Origin of the sequence: Gordonia sp. SCSIO 19800, assembly GCF_018132775.1 — a bacterium.
GTDB lineage: Bacteria > Actinomycetota > Actinomycetes > Mycobacteriales > Mycobacteriaceae > Gordonia > Gordonia hongkongensis.
The window spans coordinates 448999-465376 of record NZ_JAGRQM010000001.1; the positions used below are offsets into that span (position 1 = coordinate 448999).

The 16378-nt window shown below is 69.0% G+C and carries 14 protein-coding genes; 9 read left to right on the forward strand and 5 right to left on the reverse strand.

The features are described from left to right. Positions 1–6: 6 nt before the first annotated feature. Positions 7–894, reverse strand: coding sequence for a DUF559 domain-containing protein (locus KB201_RS02035; RefSeq protein WP_211538255.1), 888 nt, complete (start codon positions 892–894; stop codon positions 7–9). A 142-nt stretch (positions 895–1036) separates the two neighbouring features. Between KB201_RS02035 and KB201_RS02040 the strand changes: the two genes are divergently transcribed. Next, positions 1037–2647, forward strand: coding sequence for a peptide chain release factor 3 (locus KB201_RS02040; protein ID WP_211538214.1), 1611 nt, complete (start codon positions 1037–1039; stop codon positions 2645–2647). A gap of 28 nt (positions 2648–2675) precedes the next feature. Next, entirely contained in the window at positions 2676–3404 is a 729-nt protein-coding gene (locus KB201_RS02045) for a hypothetical protein (protein WP_307848016.1), read from the forward strand. A gap of 170 nt (positions 3405–3574) precedes the next feature. Here KB201_RS02045 and KB201_RS02050 read toward each other — a convergent pair whose 3' ends face one another. Beyond that, positions 3575–4585, reverse strand: coding sequence for an enoyl-CoA hydratase/isomerase family protein (locus KB201_RS02050; protein ID WP_068972407.1), 1011 nt, complete (start codon positions 4583–4585; stop codon positions 3575–3577). A gap of 214 nt (positions 4586–4799) precedes the next feature. Between KB201_RS02050 and KB201_RS02055 the strand changes: the two genes are divergently transcribed. From KB201_RS02055 to KB201_RS02080, 6 genes are all read left to right on the forward strand, one after another. After that, complete coding sequence (locus KB201_RS02055; protein ID WP_068972406.1) at positions 4800–6404, forward strand: ABC-F family ATP-binding cassette domain-containing protein; 1605 nt, start codon at positions 4800–4802, stop codon at positions 6402–6404. Positions 6405–6460: 56 nt separating this feature from the next. After that, positions 6461–7246 (forward strand): alpha/beta fold hydrolase, encoded by a 786-nt coding sequence (locus KB201_RS02060; RefSeq protein WP_065630903.1) that lies wholly within the window; start codon positions 6461–6463, stop codon positions 7244–7246. 126 nt (positions 7247–7372) lie between these two features. Then, positions 7373–8497 (forward strand): MBL fold metallo-hydrolase, encoded by a 1125-nt coding sequence (locus KB201_RS02065; protein ID WP_058250857.1) that lies wholly within the window; start codon positions 7373–7375, stop codon positions 8495–8497. A 34-nt stretch (positions 8498–8531) separates the two neighbouring features. Further along, positions 8532–9293 (forward strand): crotonase/enoyl-CoA hydratase family protein, encoded by a 762-nt coding sequence (locus KB201_RS02070; protein ID WP_211538215.1) that lies wholly within the window; start codon positions 8532–8534, stop codon positions 9291–9293. A 102-nt stretch (positions 9294–9395) separates the two neighbouring features. Continuing rightward, positions 9396–10298 (forward strand): LysR family transcriptional regulator, encoded by a 903-nt coding sequence (locus KB201_RS02075; RefSeq protein WP_068972417.1) that lies wholly within the window; start codon positions 9396–9398, stop codon positions 10296–10298. Positions 10299–10304: 6 nt separating this feature from the next. Further along, on the forward strand, positions 10305–11177 hold the full coding sequence (locus tag KB201_RS02080) for a LysR family transcriptional regulator (RefSeq protein WP_058250859.1): 873 nt from the start codon (positions 10305–10307) through the stop codon (positions 11175–11177). A gap of 59 nt (positions 11178–11236) precedes the next feature. Here the strand turns inward: KB201_RS02080 and KB201_RS02085 are convergent, their stop codons facing one another. Both KB201_RS02085 and fabG read right to left on the reverse strand, forming a co-directional pair. After that, the gene (locus tag KB201_RS02085) at positions 11237–12460 is read right to left on the reverse strand and encodes an acetyl-CoA C-acetyltransferase (RefSeq protein ID WP_065630899.1); all 1224 of its coding nucleotides are present in this window, start codon (positions 12458–12460) and stop codon (positions 11237–11239) included. Positions 12461–12505: 45 nt separating this feature from the next. Then, positions 12506–13267, reverse strand: a complete 762-nt coding sequence (gene fabG, locus KB201_RS02090) for a 3-oxoacyl-ACP reductase FabG (protein ID WP_068972403.1) — start codon at positions 13265–13267, stop codon at positions 12506–12508. A gap of 201 nt (positions 13268–13468) precedes the next feature. On the opposite strand from fabG, the gene KB201_RS02095 reads away from it, so the two are divergent. Beyond that, complete coding sequence (locus KB201_RS02095; RefSeq protein ID WP_211538216.1) at positions 13469–14659, forward strand: acyl-CoA dehydrogenase family protein; 1191 nt, start codon at positions 13469–13471, stop codon at positions 14657–14659. A gap of 45 nt (positions 14660–14704) precedes the next feature. Here the strand turns inward: KB201_RS02095 and KB201_RS02100 are convergent, their stop codons facing one another. After that, the gene (locus tag KB201_RS02100; protein WP_211538217.1) at positions 14705–16351 is read right to left on the reverse strand and encodes a class I adenylate-forming enzyme family protein; all 1647 of its coding nucleotides are present in this window, start codon (positions 16349–16351) and stop codon (positions 14705–14707) included. Positions 16352–16378 lie beyond the last annotated feature (27 nt).

A 16378-nucleotide genomic window follows, 5' to 3' on the forward strand; every position in this document is an offset into this window, starting at 1 on the left:
GATTTGTCATGCCGGCCGGTCGTGCTGCAAGCCGAGCGCCTGGCGGACACGCGCCACGACGTCGTCGGGCCGCTCCCGCAGATCACTCCACGTGAAGTTGAGGACGGTCCAACCCAAAGCGATGAGGTCGTTTCGGCGTCGGCGGTCTCGCTGGAACGTCTCCGCGTCGCGGTGGAACGCCATCCCGTCGATCTCCACCGCCAACAGCCGATCCGGGAACGCGAGGTCGATGAAGTACCCGCCGGCCGGGTGACCGCACGACCAACCGCTCACACCTCCGGCGCTCAACACGTCGACAGCCAGCCGCTCCGCCACCGAGCGCGCGCCGGATTCGACGCCGTCGACGAGGGCCGCGATCCCGGGTCCATCCTCCTTGCCACGTCGACGATCAGCGGCGACGCGCAGCTGGCGCAGCGAGACCTTGCGAACGAGCAGCGCGTTGTCGAGGACTCCACTGTCGCGCTCGAGTGCGGCTTCCAGCACGGACAGCGGCAAGGCTGTCACGAGCAAGTCCTTGCGGGTCACCACCTCCGCGTCCGCGAGGCAGCGGCGCCGGACCCGAACGCCCTCGACCGGAGAGCCATGCCGCGATCGCGGTGCGGTGACCGTGAACTTCTTCGGCGGCTCGTCGAGGAGCCCGTGCCACCACGCCGCTCCCGATCCGGACAGCGCCGCACCTCGGCCCACGCTCGCGACTGCCAGTCGCGCACGGGTGGCCGGCGTCGTCGGATGATCGGCGAGCAAATACACCCCGCGCGTGCGCGGCATCCAGTCTCCGCAATCGACTCGACGCCGGACCGCGGACCGCGTGAGGCCGAATTCGAGCGCATCCGCCATGGTCAGTACCCCGTCACGGGCGAGAACGCGGCGCCGAAGGCCCGGTGGAAGCTGCACGACCATCAGACGCACAGCAACGGTGACGGGTTCCCAGTTTTTGGGCGGGGGCACAAGGTGCCGCATACCGGCACAACCTGCCCCGGCACTCCGCCGCGAGCGAGTTTGGCCGCCCCCTGCACGCCCGGTAGCCTGGAACCTCGTGAGTTCCGAGGTGATCAGTCGCGAAGTGACGCGTCGTCGTACCTTCGCCATCATCTCCCACCCCGATGCCGGCAAGTCGACGATGACCGAGGCGTTGGCGCTGCACGCGCGGATGATCAGCGAGGCCGGCGCCGTCCACGGCAAGGCCGGTCGTAAGTCGACCGTCTCCGACTGGATGGAGATGGAGAAGGCGCGCGGCATCTCCGTCAGTTCGACGGCGCTGCAGTTCAACTACTCGGCCGCGGCCCAGGCCGACCCCGAGATCCCGAGCGTGATCAACCTCGTCGACACCCCGGGTCACGCCGACTTCTCCGAGGACACCTACCGCGTGCTGACCGCGGTCGACGCTGCGGTGATGCTCATCGACGCCGCCAAGGGACTCGAGCCGCAGACCCTCAAACTCTTTCAGGTGTGTCGCCACCGGGGCATCCCGGTCATCACGGTGATCAACAAGTGGGACCGGCCGGGGCAGAGTCCCCTCGAGCTCATCGACGAGATCACCGAGCGCATCGGCCTCACCCCGACCCCGCTGTTCTTCCCGGTCGGCATCGCCGGCGACTTCCGCGGCCTCCTCGACCGGCGCACCGGCGAGTACGTGCACTTCACACGTACCGCGGGCGGCGCGAAGATCGCGCCCGAGGAGATCATGTCCGCCGACGACGCGCTGGCTCGCGAGGGCGACGAGTGGACCTCGGCACTCGAGGAGAGCGAACTGCTCACCGAGATGGGCCAGGACCACGATCAGGAGTTGTTCCTCGCCGGGCAGACCTCGCCGATGATCTTCGCGTCCGCGATGCTGAACTTCGGTGTGCGGCAACTCCTCGAGGTCCTCGTGGAGCTCGCTCCCCCGCCCGGGCCGCGGGCCGACGTCGAAGGCGATCCCCGGCCGGTGACCGACCCGTTCAGCGCGGTGGTCTTCAAGGTGCAGGCCGGGATGGACTCCAGCCACCGGGATCGCCTGGCGTACATGCGGATCGTGTCCGGTGAGTTCGAACGCGGCATGGTCGTGACCCATGCGCAGACCGGAAAGCCGTTCGCCACCAAGTATGCGCAGGCCGTCTTCGGCCGCGACCGCTCGACGGTCGACACCGCCTACCCCGGTGACGTGGTCGGGCTGGTGAACGCGACCGCGCTCGCGCCCGGCGACACTCTCTACGACGGCCCCAAGGTGCAGTTCCCGCCGATCCCGTCCTTTGCGCCCGAACACTTCTCGACCCTGCGTGCCACCACCGCCGACAAGTACAAGCAGTTCCGCAAGGGCATGGACCAGCTCGAGAGCGAAGGCGTGGTCCAGGTCCTGCGCAACGACACCCGCGGTGATGCGTCGCCGGTGCTCGCCGCCGTCGGACCGATGCAGTTCGAGGTCGTGACCGCGCGGATGAAGGCCGAGTACAACGTCGACACCATCATCGAGCCGCTCGGTTACACCCTCGCCCGTCGCACGGATGCCGACAGCGCGGCCGAACTGAATCGGCAACGCGGCGTCGAGGTCTTCACCCGCACCGACGGCGCCGTCCTCGCGCTCTTCAGCGACAAATGGCGCCTGCAGTACATCGAGAAGGAACACCCCGACCTCACTCTCGAACCCCTTGTCGCGGCAGCGGACTGACCGGTCGACGAGCGCACGGCGACGGCCGGTGCGCGCCGCCGTGCTGATGTGCGCGGCGGTGTCGTCGCTCGTCACCGCCTGTGGCTCCGACTCCCCGCCCCAGTCCACGCCCACCACCTCGACGCCGGCGCCGACCGCACGCCCGGTCGACTCGACGCTCTGCACCGAGAAACCACCGCAGGGCAACGTCGACCGCAGTGGCCAGAACTTCGAGTTCCGTCACGGCAACATCAGAATCGCGGTCGCGGACACGCCGGCGGACTCCCGACGCGGACCCGCGGTGGGCGCCACCCCCGCCGACGAGCCCAACTGCTATGAGTTCGACCGGTGGGGCCCGGCGCGGCCCGACGTGCCGCCGGACTCGCTGCTCTTCGTGTTCAAGGACGCCGGCACCGGCGGCGCGCAGATCGAGTTCCTGATCAGCGAACTGACCGGCGGCCTGTTGCCACCGGTGGGCGCGACGCGTCCGACCGTCGGGCCGTTGACACGACCGATCAACGCCCAGATCGGGGTCTCGATCAACGGCGACTACCACCACTCGTCCGCGTGCCAGCTCAGCGTGAGCGGCATGTCGGGCTCACTCGCGGCCGGCTCGTTCACCTGCCCGACGGCGACACGGGTCGAGGCCAACCCGCTCGCGCCCGACGACGACGTCCGCTACGACCTCGACGAGTCGTCGGCCACGAAACAGCCGGAGTCCGAGGGCAACTCGACCGACAGCGTGTCGTTGTCGGGGTGGTTTCAGCTCACGCCCTAATCCGAAGGATCCGAGGAACCGCTGGTCTCCAGCCTGGCGACGTGCTGAGGCTCTGCTCCCTGAGGTGCGAGGAGCGATAGCGACGAGCCACGAAGGGTCGGCGACGCATCTCACCACAACCCTTCGTGGCTCGCTTCGCTCGCACCTCAGGGAGCAGGAGGGGAGGCGGCTCAACCAGCGGTGGCACCGACGATCCGGGCCACGACGGCGGCATCGACGTCGTCGATGCGCGCCGGATCGAATTCGGGATTGCGATCCTTGTCGACGAGCACGGCCCGCACCCCCTCGCGGAAGTCGTGGGTCTTCGTGATCTCCTCTGCGGCATGCAGTTCCCGGTCGAAGCACTCGTCGATCCCCGACCTCGCCCCGGCGCTGATCATCGCCGCGGTGACCCACAGACTGGTGGGTGAGGCACCCTCGAGCAGACCGACCATCTCCTGGGCCCAGTCGTCGCCGACCGCGCCGCGCAGGCCGCCGAGGATGGCGTTGACGTTGTCGTCGGCGAAGTACTCGCCGATCTTGCGCAACGGCACGTCGCTGGTGTCCTCGGTCCCCGACGTGGCCAGCGCGTCGGCCAGCGGGGCACCGGAACGGATGCTGTCGGCGACCGCCGGCAGGTCGGCGGAGGACACGAAATGCGTTGCCAGTCCGACGGCGACCGCGTCCACACCGCGGATCCGGGCGCCGGTGAGTCCGAGCCACATGCCCACGCCCTCCGGGAGCCGCGGCAGGAAGTAGGTCGAACCGATGTCGGGGAAGAACCCGATCGCGGTCTCGGGCATGGCGATCATCGCCTTCTCGGTGACGACCCTGATCTCGCCGTGCACGCTGATCCCGAGACCCCCGCCCATGGCCGCCCCGTCGATCAGGCTGATGTAGGGCTTCGGGTAGTCGGCGACGAGCTGATCGAGCCGGTACTCGCCGGCGAAGTAGCGGCTGATCGAGGCGTGGTCGCCGTCGATGGCGTGCTCGCGGATCGCACGGATGTCGCCTCCGGCGCAGAACGCCCGGTCGCTCGCCGAGGTGACCAGGACGGTGTCGATCGCGTCGTCGTCACCCCATTCGCCGAGCGTGACGTACATGTCGTCGATCATGCTCTGGTCCAACGCATTGAGAGCCTTGGGCCGGTCCAGGACGATCTCGCCGACGCCGTTGGACACCGAGGTGCGGAGAAATGACATACCCCAACCGTAGCGGTGAGCCCGGAACCGACTCGTCGGCGGTTAATTCCGTTGGCAACTCCGAGCGCGTCCGCTACGGTGGTCACCACTTGCCCCCCAGACCCGCCAGGAGTGATCCACCGCGATGAAGAACTGAAGTGGCCCCGGCCGTCGGCACCGCCGACGGACCCCACCGACGCCCTGTCGGTGTACCCGACCCACTTCAGGAGCGCTCATGCCGTCTTCCATCGTGCTGTCCGACGTCTCGTTCGCCTGGCCCGACGGGACAGTCGTCTTCGAACACCTCGACCTCGCCCTGGGCGCCGAGACCTACTCCCTCATCGGCGCGAACGGTGCGGGCAAGTCCACCCTCCTCGGCCTGATCGCCGGTCGATCACGCCCGGCGTCGGGCAGCATCACGATCGCAGGCGACACGTCGACGACCGATGTCGCTGTGGTCGTGCAGGACCCGCAGTCCGACCCGTCGTCGACCGTGGCGCAAGCGCTCGGCATCGACGAGATTCGTTGTGCGATACGACGAATCGAGAGCGGTTCGGTAGATCCGCAGGACTTCGACGCAGTCGGGGACGACTGGGGCGTCGAGGAGCGTGCCATCGGACTCCTCGAGCAGATGGGACTGCCGCCCGACCTCGACCGCACGGTCGGCGCCATGTCCGGCGGGGAGGCGACCCTGCTGGCGATCGTCGCCGCACTCATCGCCGACCCGACGATCCTGCTCCTCGACGAACCGACCAACAACCTGGACATCGACTCCCGCGCCCGGCTTTTCGACGCCATCGAGTCGTTCCCTGGCACGGTGGTCGTGGTCAGTCACGACCTCGAACTCCTCGAACGTGTCGATACGACAGTCGAGCTGTACCGAGGTCGGGTGCGGCTGTTCGGCGGCCCCTACTCCCGGTACCGCGAGATCATCGACGCCGAACAAGACGCCGCCGAGGCGGCGGTTGCCACCGCCGCCGGCGATCTGCGCAAGCAGCGCCGCGAGATGACCGAGGCGTTGATCAAACTCGATCGGCGGGCCCGGACGGGCGCGACGGCCGAACGCGAGAAGCGGGTGCCGAAGATCGTGGCACACAACCGCCGGAGCGAGGCGCAGGTGTCGGCGGGCAAACTGCGCAACGCCCATCGTGACGACGTGGCCTCTGCGGCAACACGTCTCGACGAGGCCCGCGAGGACATCCGCACCGACCGCACCGCGCGGATCGTCGTGCCGACGCCGGACGTGGCCCCGCGCGCCCAGATCGTCGTCGATGACCGCCTGCGCTTGGACGGACCCGAGCGGGTGGCTCTGGTGGGGCCCAACGGTTCCGGGAAATCGACACTGATCGCGGAGTTGATCGTCTCCGAATCCGTCGTCGTACCGTTCGCCTTCGTGCCGCAGCAGATCACCTTCCCCGACCCGACCGTCTCGATCGCGGAGCACCTCGCGCGGACTCACCCGGACATCTCGACGCAGGAGGTGCGGGCGCATCTCGCGCGGTTCCTGTTCCGGGGTGCGCGCGCCGATCGCGCACTCGCCGAACTGTCCGGCGGCGAACGGCTGCGCGTCGCACTGGCCGACGCACTGCTCGGTGACCCGACACCCAAGCTGCTGATCCTCGACGAGCCGACGAACAACCTCGATCTCGACACCGTCACGCAACTCGTGGACGCACTAGAGGCCTGGACCGGTGCACTGCTGGTCGTCTCCCACGACGCCGGTTTCCTCGACCGCATCGGCATCGGTCGGCGCGTGTCACCGGTGCCCCCACCGGGCGAACCGGCGGGAACGCCGGGGCAGATCGGTGCCGAACAAACCGACGTCGAAGCAGACCGCTGACGAACAGTCGGTGACGCCGGCGGCGTCGAGAACCGTTCGGCGGCATACTGCGTGCGATGGCCGAGCCCGCACCCGTTCCCGTCGACGCGCCGGTGGTCGAACCCACGCCCGTCGTCCTCGTCCACGGTTTGCGCGTGAGCGGCGCGACCCTGCACCGGGTCGCGGCGGCTGTGGCCGGTCCCGACCCGAGGCGCGCGGTCGCCACCCCCGACCTCCCTGGCCACGGGCAGCGCCGCGACGAGACGTTCACGATGTCCGGCGCGGTGGACGCCGTGCTCGCCGAGATCAGCGGGTTCGGCCGGCCGGCGGTCGTGGCCGGGATGTCGATGGGCGGCTACGTGGCGATGGCGGTCGCCGGACGCCATCCGGAAGCCGTCGCGGCCCTCGTCCCGATGTGCGCGACCGCGCAGCCCAGTCCGCTGCTGGCCGCGCCGTTCGAGACGTTCGGTGCGGTCACCGCGTTCCTGCCGCGTCAGGCGGCGATCATCAGTCAGGTGGCCACCCGCCTCGCCGTGGGACGTCAGGTGTCCGCCGACATGGAGATCGGCGGACTGGCACTGGGGTCGATCGCCGACGTCGTCGCCGAGATCAAGCGGTTCGACGCGCTCGGCGAGGTCCGGCGCTACCCCGGCCGAACGATGTTCGTCAACGGTAGCCAAGACCAGTTCCGGGTCCACGAACAACGTTTCGTCGAGGCAGCACAGCACGCGTCGCTGACCATCGTCCCCGGGGCGAGCCATCTCTTCCCGCTCATCCAACCGGAACTCGCCGGGCGACTGGTTCACGACGTCGCGGCGAGCTGCGACGGCGCCGCGGCCGGACTCGCCGACCTGGATCCATAGGTCCTACCTCAGGATGTCTGAGCCGCCCCCAGCTTGAGCGCGATCGCCTCTCGTGATCGGATGACTGTTGATCACTGCAACGATCATCAGCGGTGTCACCACGCGACGGACCCGGCGGGAGGCTGGATGGGCACGATCGAGGTCACCGGCACGCTGCAGAAGCAGGCCTGGGCCGACAAGGTGTTGCCCCCGGTCGAGGAGGTCCGGCCGCAGCTGTGGTCGATCCCGGTCCCCATGGGATCCAATCCGTTGCGATACGTCCTGGTCTACGCCCTCGGATTGCCCGACGGCGGTCTCGCACTGATCGACGCCGGCTGGCCGTCCGACAAGTCGTGGGACATCCTCGTCGCAGGCATCCGCTCCACCGGCCACGACCTCGCCGACATCAGGTCCATCGGCGTGACCCATCTGCACCCCGACCATTTCGGGCTCGTGCCGCGTCTACTCGAGCACGTGGACGCCGAGCTGTGGATGCATCGCAACGATTCCCGGTACCTGCGCCACTACTCCGATACCGAGGTGGAGACCCAACTCGGCCAGGCGCGATCCGAACTCCGCGCTCTCGGCGCACCGACCGAGGTCGCCGACGAGGGGCTGGTCGGTTTCATCCGCCTGCCCGACGGGCGGACCGTCGACCGCGAGCTGACCGGGGACGCCCCGCTCGACATCCCCGGCTGGGATCTCCGCGCCGTCTGGACCCCGGGCCACACCGCGGGGCACCTCTGCTTCGCCGACGACACCGCCGGCATCGTCTTCACCGGCGACCACCTGCTGCCGCGGATCAGTCCGAACATCTCGACCAATCCCATGCAGACCGACAGTCCCCTCGCCGACTACCTGATCTCGCTGGCCAACACCGAGAAGATGCGTGACCACGAGGCGCTGCCGTCCCACGAGTACCGGTTCCGAGGCCTCGGCGACCGCGTCACCGGTCTCCTCACGCATCACGAGGAGCGGCTCGATGAGATCGCCTCGACCGTGACCCGGTATCCGGAGAGCACGGCCTGGGAGATCACCCGGTCGGTGACGTGGTCGCGTCCGTTCGAGGAGCTGTCCCTCACCCTCAGCCGACTCGCGTTGCGGGAGACGCACGCCCATCTCGTCGTCCTGCAGGAACGCGGCGTCCTCGACGCCCACGTTCCCGATGAGACGGCGACCGATCCGACCACCCCGGAACCGATCCGCTGGTTTGCCGCCGGCGAGCCCACACCGGCTGAGCCGCAACAGATCTCCACATCCGAGAACACCTGACCGCCCATCCCGTCCACCAACTCCAGGAGTCCCCATGAGTGCCGTGCTCACCGAGTTCGCCGACGGCGTCGCCGTCATCACGATCAACCGCCCCGAGGCGAAGAACGCCGTGAATCTCGAGGTGTCGGAGGGTATCGCCGCCGCGATCGACGAACTCGATTCGCGCGACGACCTCACCATCGGCATCATCACCGGTGCCGGTGGCACGTTCTGCGCCGGGATGGACCTCAAGGCCTTCGCCCGCGGCGAGAAGGTCGCGCTGGACGGACGCGGGTTCGGCGGCCTCACCGAGGCCCCGCCGACCAAGCCCCTCATCGCCGCCGTCGAGGGGTGGGCGCTGGCCGGCGGATGCGAACTCGCGTTGTCGGCGGACCTCGTCGTCGCGGCAAACGACTCCAAGTTCGGCATCCCCGAGGTCAAGCGCGGACTCGCCGCCGCCGCCGGTGGCCTCCTACGCCTCCCGAAGATCCTCCCCTACCAGCTCGCCATGGAACTCGCGCTCACCGGCGACCCGCTCACCGCGGCACGCGCCCACCAGTTCGGCCTGGTCAACCGGATCACCGAACCCGGCGAGGCACTCGCCGGGGCCCGCGAACTGGCCGCCGTCATCGCCGCCAACGGCCCCCTCGCCGTCCGCGCCACCAAACAGGTCACCTCCATGGCGATCGGCTACACCGATCCCGAACTCATCAAGAAGCAGTGGGACTTCCTCGGTCCGGTGTTCGTCTCCGACGACGCCAAGGAAGGTGCGGTCGCCTTCGCCGAGAAACGCGCGCCGCGCTGGACCGGCAAGTGACAGGTCCGGGCGCAGTACTCATTCGGCCCGCTCGCTCCGCTCCCGGCGCCGGGCTGATTCGGCCCGCTCGGTCCGCTCCCGGCGCCGGATAGAGTGACCGGGGTGGACCTGCACCTCGTGACCTACTTCGTCGCCGTGGTCGACCACGGCGGCATCACGAAGGCCGCCCAGTCGCTCTACATCTCACAGCCGTCGCTGTCCCAGGCGATCCGCACGCTCGAGAGACGTCTCGGCGTCACCCTGTTCGACCGCACCGGACGACGCCTCGAACTCACCGAGGCCGGACGCAAACTCGACGTAGCCGCCCGGCGCATCCTGGCCGACGTCGACCGCGCCAAGGCCAAGGTCGACGCGGTTCGGGAACTGCGCGCCGGTCGCGTCGACATCGTGACCTACGCGGCGTTCAGTGTGGACCCGGTGGTCAACATCGTCCGACTGTTCCGGGAACGGTTCCCACGCTTGTCGGTTCGAGTCGTCTCCGCCGACAGTCCCACCGGGGTGTTGTCGGCGTTGCGATCCGGGGACGCCGAGATCGGGATCATGGACTCGGCCGCCGAGCACGCGACCTTCACCGCCATCCCGATGGCCGAGCAGGAACTCATCGTCGCGGCGCCGACGACGCTCGCCGACGGTCTGCCCGAACCGATACCGCAGTCTGCGGTGCGCTCGCTGCCACTCGTCGTCGATCACAGCGACCCGATCAGCGCGGAACTCCTCAGCGGACTCCTCGACGACAACGCCAAGAACGTGGTGGTCGACTGCCAGTTACCGTCCGCGGTGTGGAGTCTGGTCAAGAAGGGCACGGGCGCAACGGTTCTCCCACGCACCGTGGCCGACCGGCAGCTTGCGGGACTTCGTCGGCTCGCGCTCGACCCACCACTCACCCGACCGTGGGGTCTCGTGCTGCGATCCGGGCTCCCCTCGCCGGCAGCCCTCGCCTTCATCTCCGCGGCGAAGGTCCACTGCGGGATCGCGCCGGACCCCGCCGAACCACGGGATTGGTGACACGCCATGGAATTGCGACAGGTCGAGTACTTCCTGGCGGTGGTCGAGAACAAGGGCATCGGCGGGGCCGCGTCGGCTCTCGGTGTCGCGCAACCCACCGTGTCCCAAGCACTCCGGGCGCTCGAACGCGAACTCGGAGTCCAGCTGTTTCACCGCATCGGTCGCGGGATGGTCCTGTCGGCGGCCGGGCGCACGATGGTCGGTCCCGCGCGACAGATCGTGCGCGACATGGACGCCGTCGACGATCTGCTCTCCGCCTCGGCGGACGAACTCACCGGCCACCTCGAGATCCTGGCCTTCGCCGCGACCGCGGTCGGGCCCGTCGTCGATCTCGTCGCCCGGTTCCGGGCCGCCTATCCGCGGGTTTCGGTGCGACTCGGCGAGTTACGCGATGAGACCAGGGCCGCGTCGGCCATCGAGGACGGTCATTGCGAGTTCGCCGTCGCCCACCTACCCATCGCCGGCGACGACCTCGAGGTGATCGTGATCGGCGAACACGAACACGTGCTCGTCTACCCGCCGGGCACCGACGTACCCGAGGGCCCGATCCCGCTGAACAATCTGCCGGCGATCCCGATGGTGTTCGTGCCACGCGGCTACTCGGTGGCCGACGAGTTCGAGGAGGCGATCCGCGTCGGGGGCGTCCGCCCGCCGCTGGCCGTGCTGTCGGAGATCCGCGAGGAACGGCTCCCGATGGTGGAGTCCGGAATCGGCGGCACTCTACTCGAACGATCGGTGGCGGAGTCGGCCGACGAGCCGGTCGTGATCCGTGAGATCGAACCGAATGTGGTGCGACCCTTTGCCATCGCATTCCACCCGCCGTCGCTGTCGGCCGTCGGTCAGGCCTTCGTCGACCTCGTGCGCGAAACTGCGGGATGAACGGGTGGAACACCGGGCCCCACCGGTGCGGATCAGGTGGGGCCCGGTGAGTCTCGGGGTCAGCTGACGCGTTCGAAGACCGCGGCGAGGCCCTGGCCACCGCCGATACACATGGTCTCCAGGCCGTAGCGGGCCTCGCGCCGGTGCAGTTCACGCGCCAGGGAGGCCAGCATGCGTCCGCCCGTGGCGCCGACCGGGTGGCCCAGCGAGATGCCCGAGCCGTTGACGTTGGTGCGGTCGAAATCGCCGCCGGCACCGAAACGGCCGAAACCCCACTCGCGGGTGACGGCGAGTGCCTGCGCGGCGAACGCCTCGTTGAGCTCGATCACGTCGATGTCGGCGAGCGTCAGACCGGCCTTGGCAAGCGCCTTCTCGGTCGCGGGGACCGGCCCGATCCCCATGGTGCGCGGCGGCACACCGGCCAGACCCCATGACACCAGCTTCACCAGCGGGCGTAGACCCAGCTTCTCGGCGACCTCGGGGGTGGTCACGAGCGCCATCGACGCGGCGTCGTTCTGACCGCTGGCGTTGCCCGCCGTCACCGTCGCGTCCGGATCCGTCTTGCCCATGATCGGCTTCAGCTTCGACAGCGACTCGACCGAGACATCTGGGCGTGGATGCTCGTCGGTGTCGATGACCTGATCACCAGATCGCGAAGCCACGGTGACCGGGACGATCTCCTCGGCCAGTACGCCATCCTTCTGGGCCCGCACCGCTCGTTCGTGCGATGCCACAGCCAGCTCGTCCTGTTCTTCCCGGGAGATCTCGTAGTCCTTGCGCAGGTTCTCGGCCGTCTCGATCATGCCGCCGGGCACCGGGTAGTTCTTGCCGCCGGCGGTCGAGCGCGCCCGGACGAGGCTGTCGTGCATGGCAATTCCGGTCCGGGCCCCACCCCACCGCATGTCCACCGAGTAGAACGACGCGTTGCTCATCGACTCAGCACCGCCGGCGACCACGACGTCGTTGTCCCCCGAGGACACCTGGTAGGCGGCCTGGATGACGGCCTGTAGTCCCGACCCGCAACGACGATCGATATGCATGCCGCCCACTGTGATCGGCAACCCGGCATCGAGTGCGATGACTCGTCCCAGGGCGGGCGCCTCGCTGTTCCCGTTACAGTGACCGAGGATGACGTCCTCGACCTTCTCCGGGTCGAGTCCGGTCCGGTCGAGCATCCCCGTCAGCGCGGCGACCCCGAGATCAACGGCGGTGAGATTCTTGAACATCCCGCCGTAACGGCCGATCGGGGTACGGACCGGTTCGCAGATGACGACGTCGCGCATGGGTGACCTTTCGGTGTCAGAGGAGGCGTGGAGCAGGGCCGGCGGTCACATGAAACGGCCGCCGGTCACCTCGAGGACGGTGCCCGTCATGTACGACGACATGTCACACGCCAGGAACAGCGCGACGCTCGCGACCTCACCGACCTCGCCGGCGCGCCGCATCGGGATCTCCGCCATCTTCTGGTCCCACGCTTTCTGCGGCATCGCCTCGGTCATCGCCGACCGGATGAGGCCGGGCTGGATCGCGTTGACCCGCACGCCGTGATGGGCCATCTCCTTGGCCGCGGCCTTGGTGAGGCCGACGATGCCCGCCTTGGCGGCCGAGTAGTTGGTCTGCCCGACCATGCCGACCTTGCCCGACAGCGACGAGATGTTCACTATCGCACCACGCTTGGCCTCGCGCATGATCGCCGCCGCCTTGCGTGTGCCGTTCCAGGTGCCTTTGAGATGCACCGAGATGACCTGATCGAAATCGTCTTCGGTCATGGTGCGCATCGTCGCGTCCCGGGTGATCCCGGCGTTGTTCACCAGCACATCGAGTGCCCCGAACCCGTCGACCGCGGCCGCGAGCAGCGCGTCGACCTCCCCCGCGTCGACGACGTCGCACCTCACCGCGCGGGCCACGTCGCGGCCGCCGAGCTCGTCCGCGGCCGCCTGCGCGGCGTCGAGGCTGAGGTCACCGAGCACGACTCGCGCGCCGGCGTCGACGAACGAGCGGGCGATCTCGAAACCGATGCCCTGGGCTCCGCCGGTCACGACGGCCGTACGACCCTCCAGCAACGCGGCGGCGGGCGGGTGCGATGACATGTATCGGAGTCCTTTCGAGGGCGGCGGGGTGACGGTCGTCGGGCAACCGGTCGCGAAGCGCCGGGCCCGCGGTGAGTGCCGCGGGGACAAATCTATCGAGGTTCCGCCCCGATCGACCCGTCCGCGCTCATACGCAACGGCTATCGCAGCGATCCCGGTTTCGTATTGGACCCCTCGCCCGCCGGCCGCGAGAGTGACAGCATGACCGGAGTGATGCATTCAGCGCGGACGACCTCCTCCGAGGTGGGCGACGAGGACTTCGCCGACATCCTCGCCGCGACGCGCGAGTTCGTCCGCGAGGTGGTGGTCCCGCGGGAGCAGGAGATCCTCGACACCGACGCCATCCCCGACGACATTCGCCAGACGGCGAAGAGCATGGGCCTTTTCGGCTACGCCATCCCGCAGGAGTGGGGCGGTCTCGGCCTCGATCTGACCCAGGACGTCGAACTCGCGATGGAGCTCGGGTACACATCCCTGGCGCTGCGCTCGATGTTCGGCACCAACAACGGCATCGCCGGCCAGGTCCTCGTCCACTTCGGCACCGACGAGCAGAAGTCCGCGTGGCTGGAGAAGATCGCGTCCGGCGAGGTTGTCGCCTCGTTCGCGCTGACCGAACCGGGGGCCGGGTCCGATCCGGCCGGACTGCGCACGAAGGCCGTCCGCGACGGTGACGACTGGGTGATCACGGGCGAGAAGCGGTTCATCACCAATGCGCCGCTGGCCGATCTGTTCGTCGTGTTCGCACGTACCCGTCCGGCCGACGAGAACGGCACGGGCATCGCGGTGTTCCTGGTCCCCGCCGACGCCGCCGGCCTCAGCGTCGGCGCCAAGGACCGCAAGATGGGCCAGGAGGGCGCCTGGACCGCGGACGTGCACTTCGACGCCGTGCGGGTGCCGGCGTCGGCACTGGTCGGCGGCAGCGAGAACGTGGGCTACAAGGCCGCGATGATGAGCCTGGCCCGAGGCCGGGTGCACATCGCGGCTCTCTCGGTGGGCACCGCGCAGCGTGCGCTCGACGAGTCGGTCACCTGGGCCGCCACCGCCACCCAGGGCGGTACCGCGATCGGCGAGTTCCAACTGGTCCAGGCCATGCTCGCCGACCAGCAGGCCGGGGTGATGGCCGGGCGCGCACTGGTGCGCGAGGCCGCCCGGGCGTGGGTCGACGACACCGACCGCCGCATCGCCCCGTCGGCTGCCAAGCTGTTCTGCACCGAGATGGTCGGCAAGGTCGCCGATCTCGCCGTGCAGATCCACGGCGGCAGCGGTTACATGCGCGATGTCGCGGTGGAACGCATCTACCGCGAGGTGCGGTTGCTGCGCCTGTACGAGGGCACCAGCGAGATCCAGCGACTCATCATCGGGCGCAACCTGGTCAAGCGCGCGCAGCGCTGACCACACGCGCGTGCGCCGGCGCCTCGGGCGCCGGCGCTGACCCTGTCAGGCGTTCGCCAGGCGCTCCCGCAACGCCACCTTCTGGACCTTGCCGGCCGCCGAGGTGGGCAGCTCGTCGACCACGTACACGTCCCGGATCTTCTTGTAGGGCAACACCTGCGCGGCGACGAAGTCCGACACCGCATCGGCGTCGATGACGTGACCGTCCCGGGCGACGAGGAAGGCCACCGGCTCCTGCCCCACCGCACCCGCCTCCCGGGCGACGACCGCCGCCGCACCGACGTCGGGATGCGTCACCAGGATCTCCTCGAGCTCGCGCGGATACACGTTGTAGCCCTTGTAGATCAGCATGTCCTTGGCGCGGTCGCAGATGTAGAGGTACCCGTCGGCGTCGCGGTAGGCGATGTCACCGGTGTCGAGCCACCCGTCGACGAACTGCTCGGCCGTCTTCTCGGGGTGATCGAGATAGCCGCCGGTGACCTGCGGGCCGCGCACCCACAACTGTCCCTTCTCCCCCGGCGGGAGGACGACGGCCGGATCGTCGACGGCGCGGATCTCGATCTGGGTGTCGAACGTCGGCAGACCCACACTCCCGAGCCGGTATCGACCCCCGGACGTCAGGGGCGCCGAGGACACCAGGCACGTCGCCTCGGTGAGGCCGTATCCCTCCACGATCGCCGCTGCCGGGAACGCGTTCTCGAGCTGCTCCAGGGTCACGTGATCGATCGGCGCCGCGCCGGAGGAGACCACCCGCACCGAGGTCAGGTCCCGTGTGGAGACGTCGGGGTGCACGGCGAGCGCATGCCACATCGCGGGACTCCCGGTCACGTACGACGCCCGATGCGCCTCGATGAGGGCCAGCATCCGCCCGGGCTCGAACCGACCGGCGAACACGTGCGTGGCGCCGCACAGCAGGAGGAACGACATGTTGATGAGGGCGTGCGCGTGGAACAGCGGGGACACGACGACCGTCGCCGCATGCCCGGGGACCACCCCCGGGTTCTCCGACGACCGGGGAGTGAGGGTCAGGAAACCGTCGGTTCCCGCCTCCACGGAATGACCTGCCCGCCAGGCGATCATCTGCGTGACGTTGCCGAGCACGTTGCGGTGCAGGACCCGAACGCCCTTCGAAACACCCGTGGTGCCGCCGGTGAAGGCGAGGTGCGCGACATCGTCGCTCGTGGTCGAGACCGGCGGGGCCGTCTCCTGCCCGACGACGAACTCCGCCAGGGAGACGGAGTCGATGCCCTCCGGCGCATCCGCGGCCCCGTCCACCGTCACCACCGTCGTCAGCGCCGTCCCGACGGCGGCGGACAGGAGACGCGCGGACTGCTCGACCTGCGTGAAACCCACCACCGCAGCGGTTTCCGCGATCTGACGTCGCAGACCCGGTACGGGCTGCAACGGATTGACCGGGGTCACCGCCGCACCGGCCCGGAGTGATCCGTAGTAGGCGACGACGAACTCGACGCTGTTGGTCAGGTACAGCAGGACCACATCGCGATCGCTCACTCCGACCGCACGCAGGGCCGACGCCACGGCGGCCGAGCGCACGTCGAGCTCGGTGAACGTGAGCGTCGTCGCGCCGTCGACAACGGCCGCGCGCTCGCCGTAGAGGGCGGCCATACTCGCCGGCAGCACCGCCATCGTGGCGTCGGGATAGCTCAGAGTGGTGGGCGCCGTGACAGACATCGCGATGATTCCTCTCGAAAGGCGTTG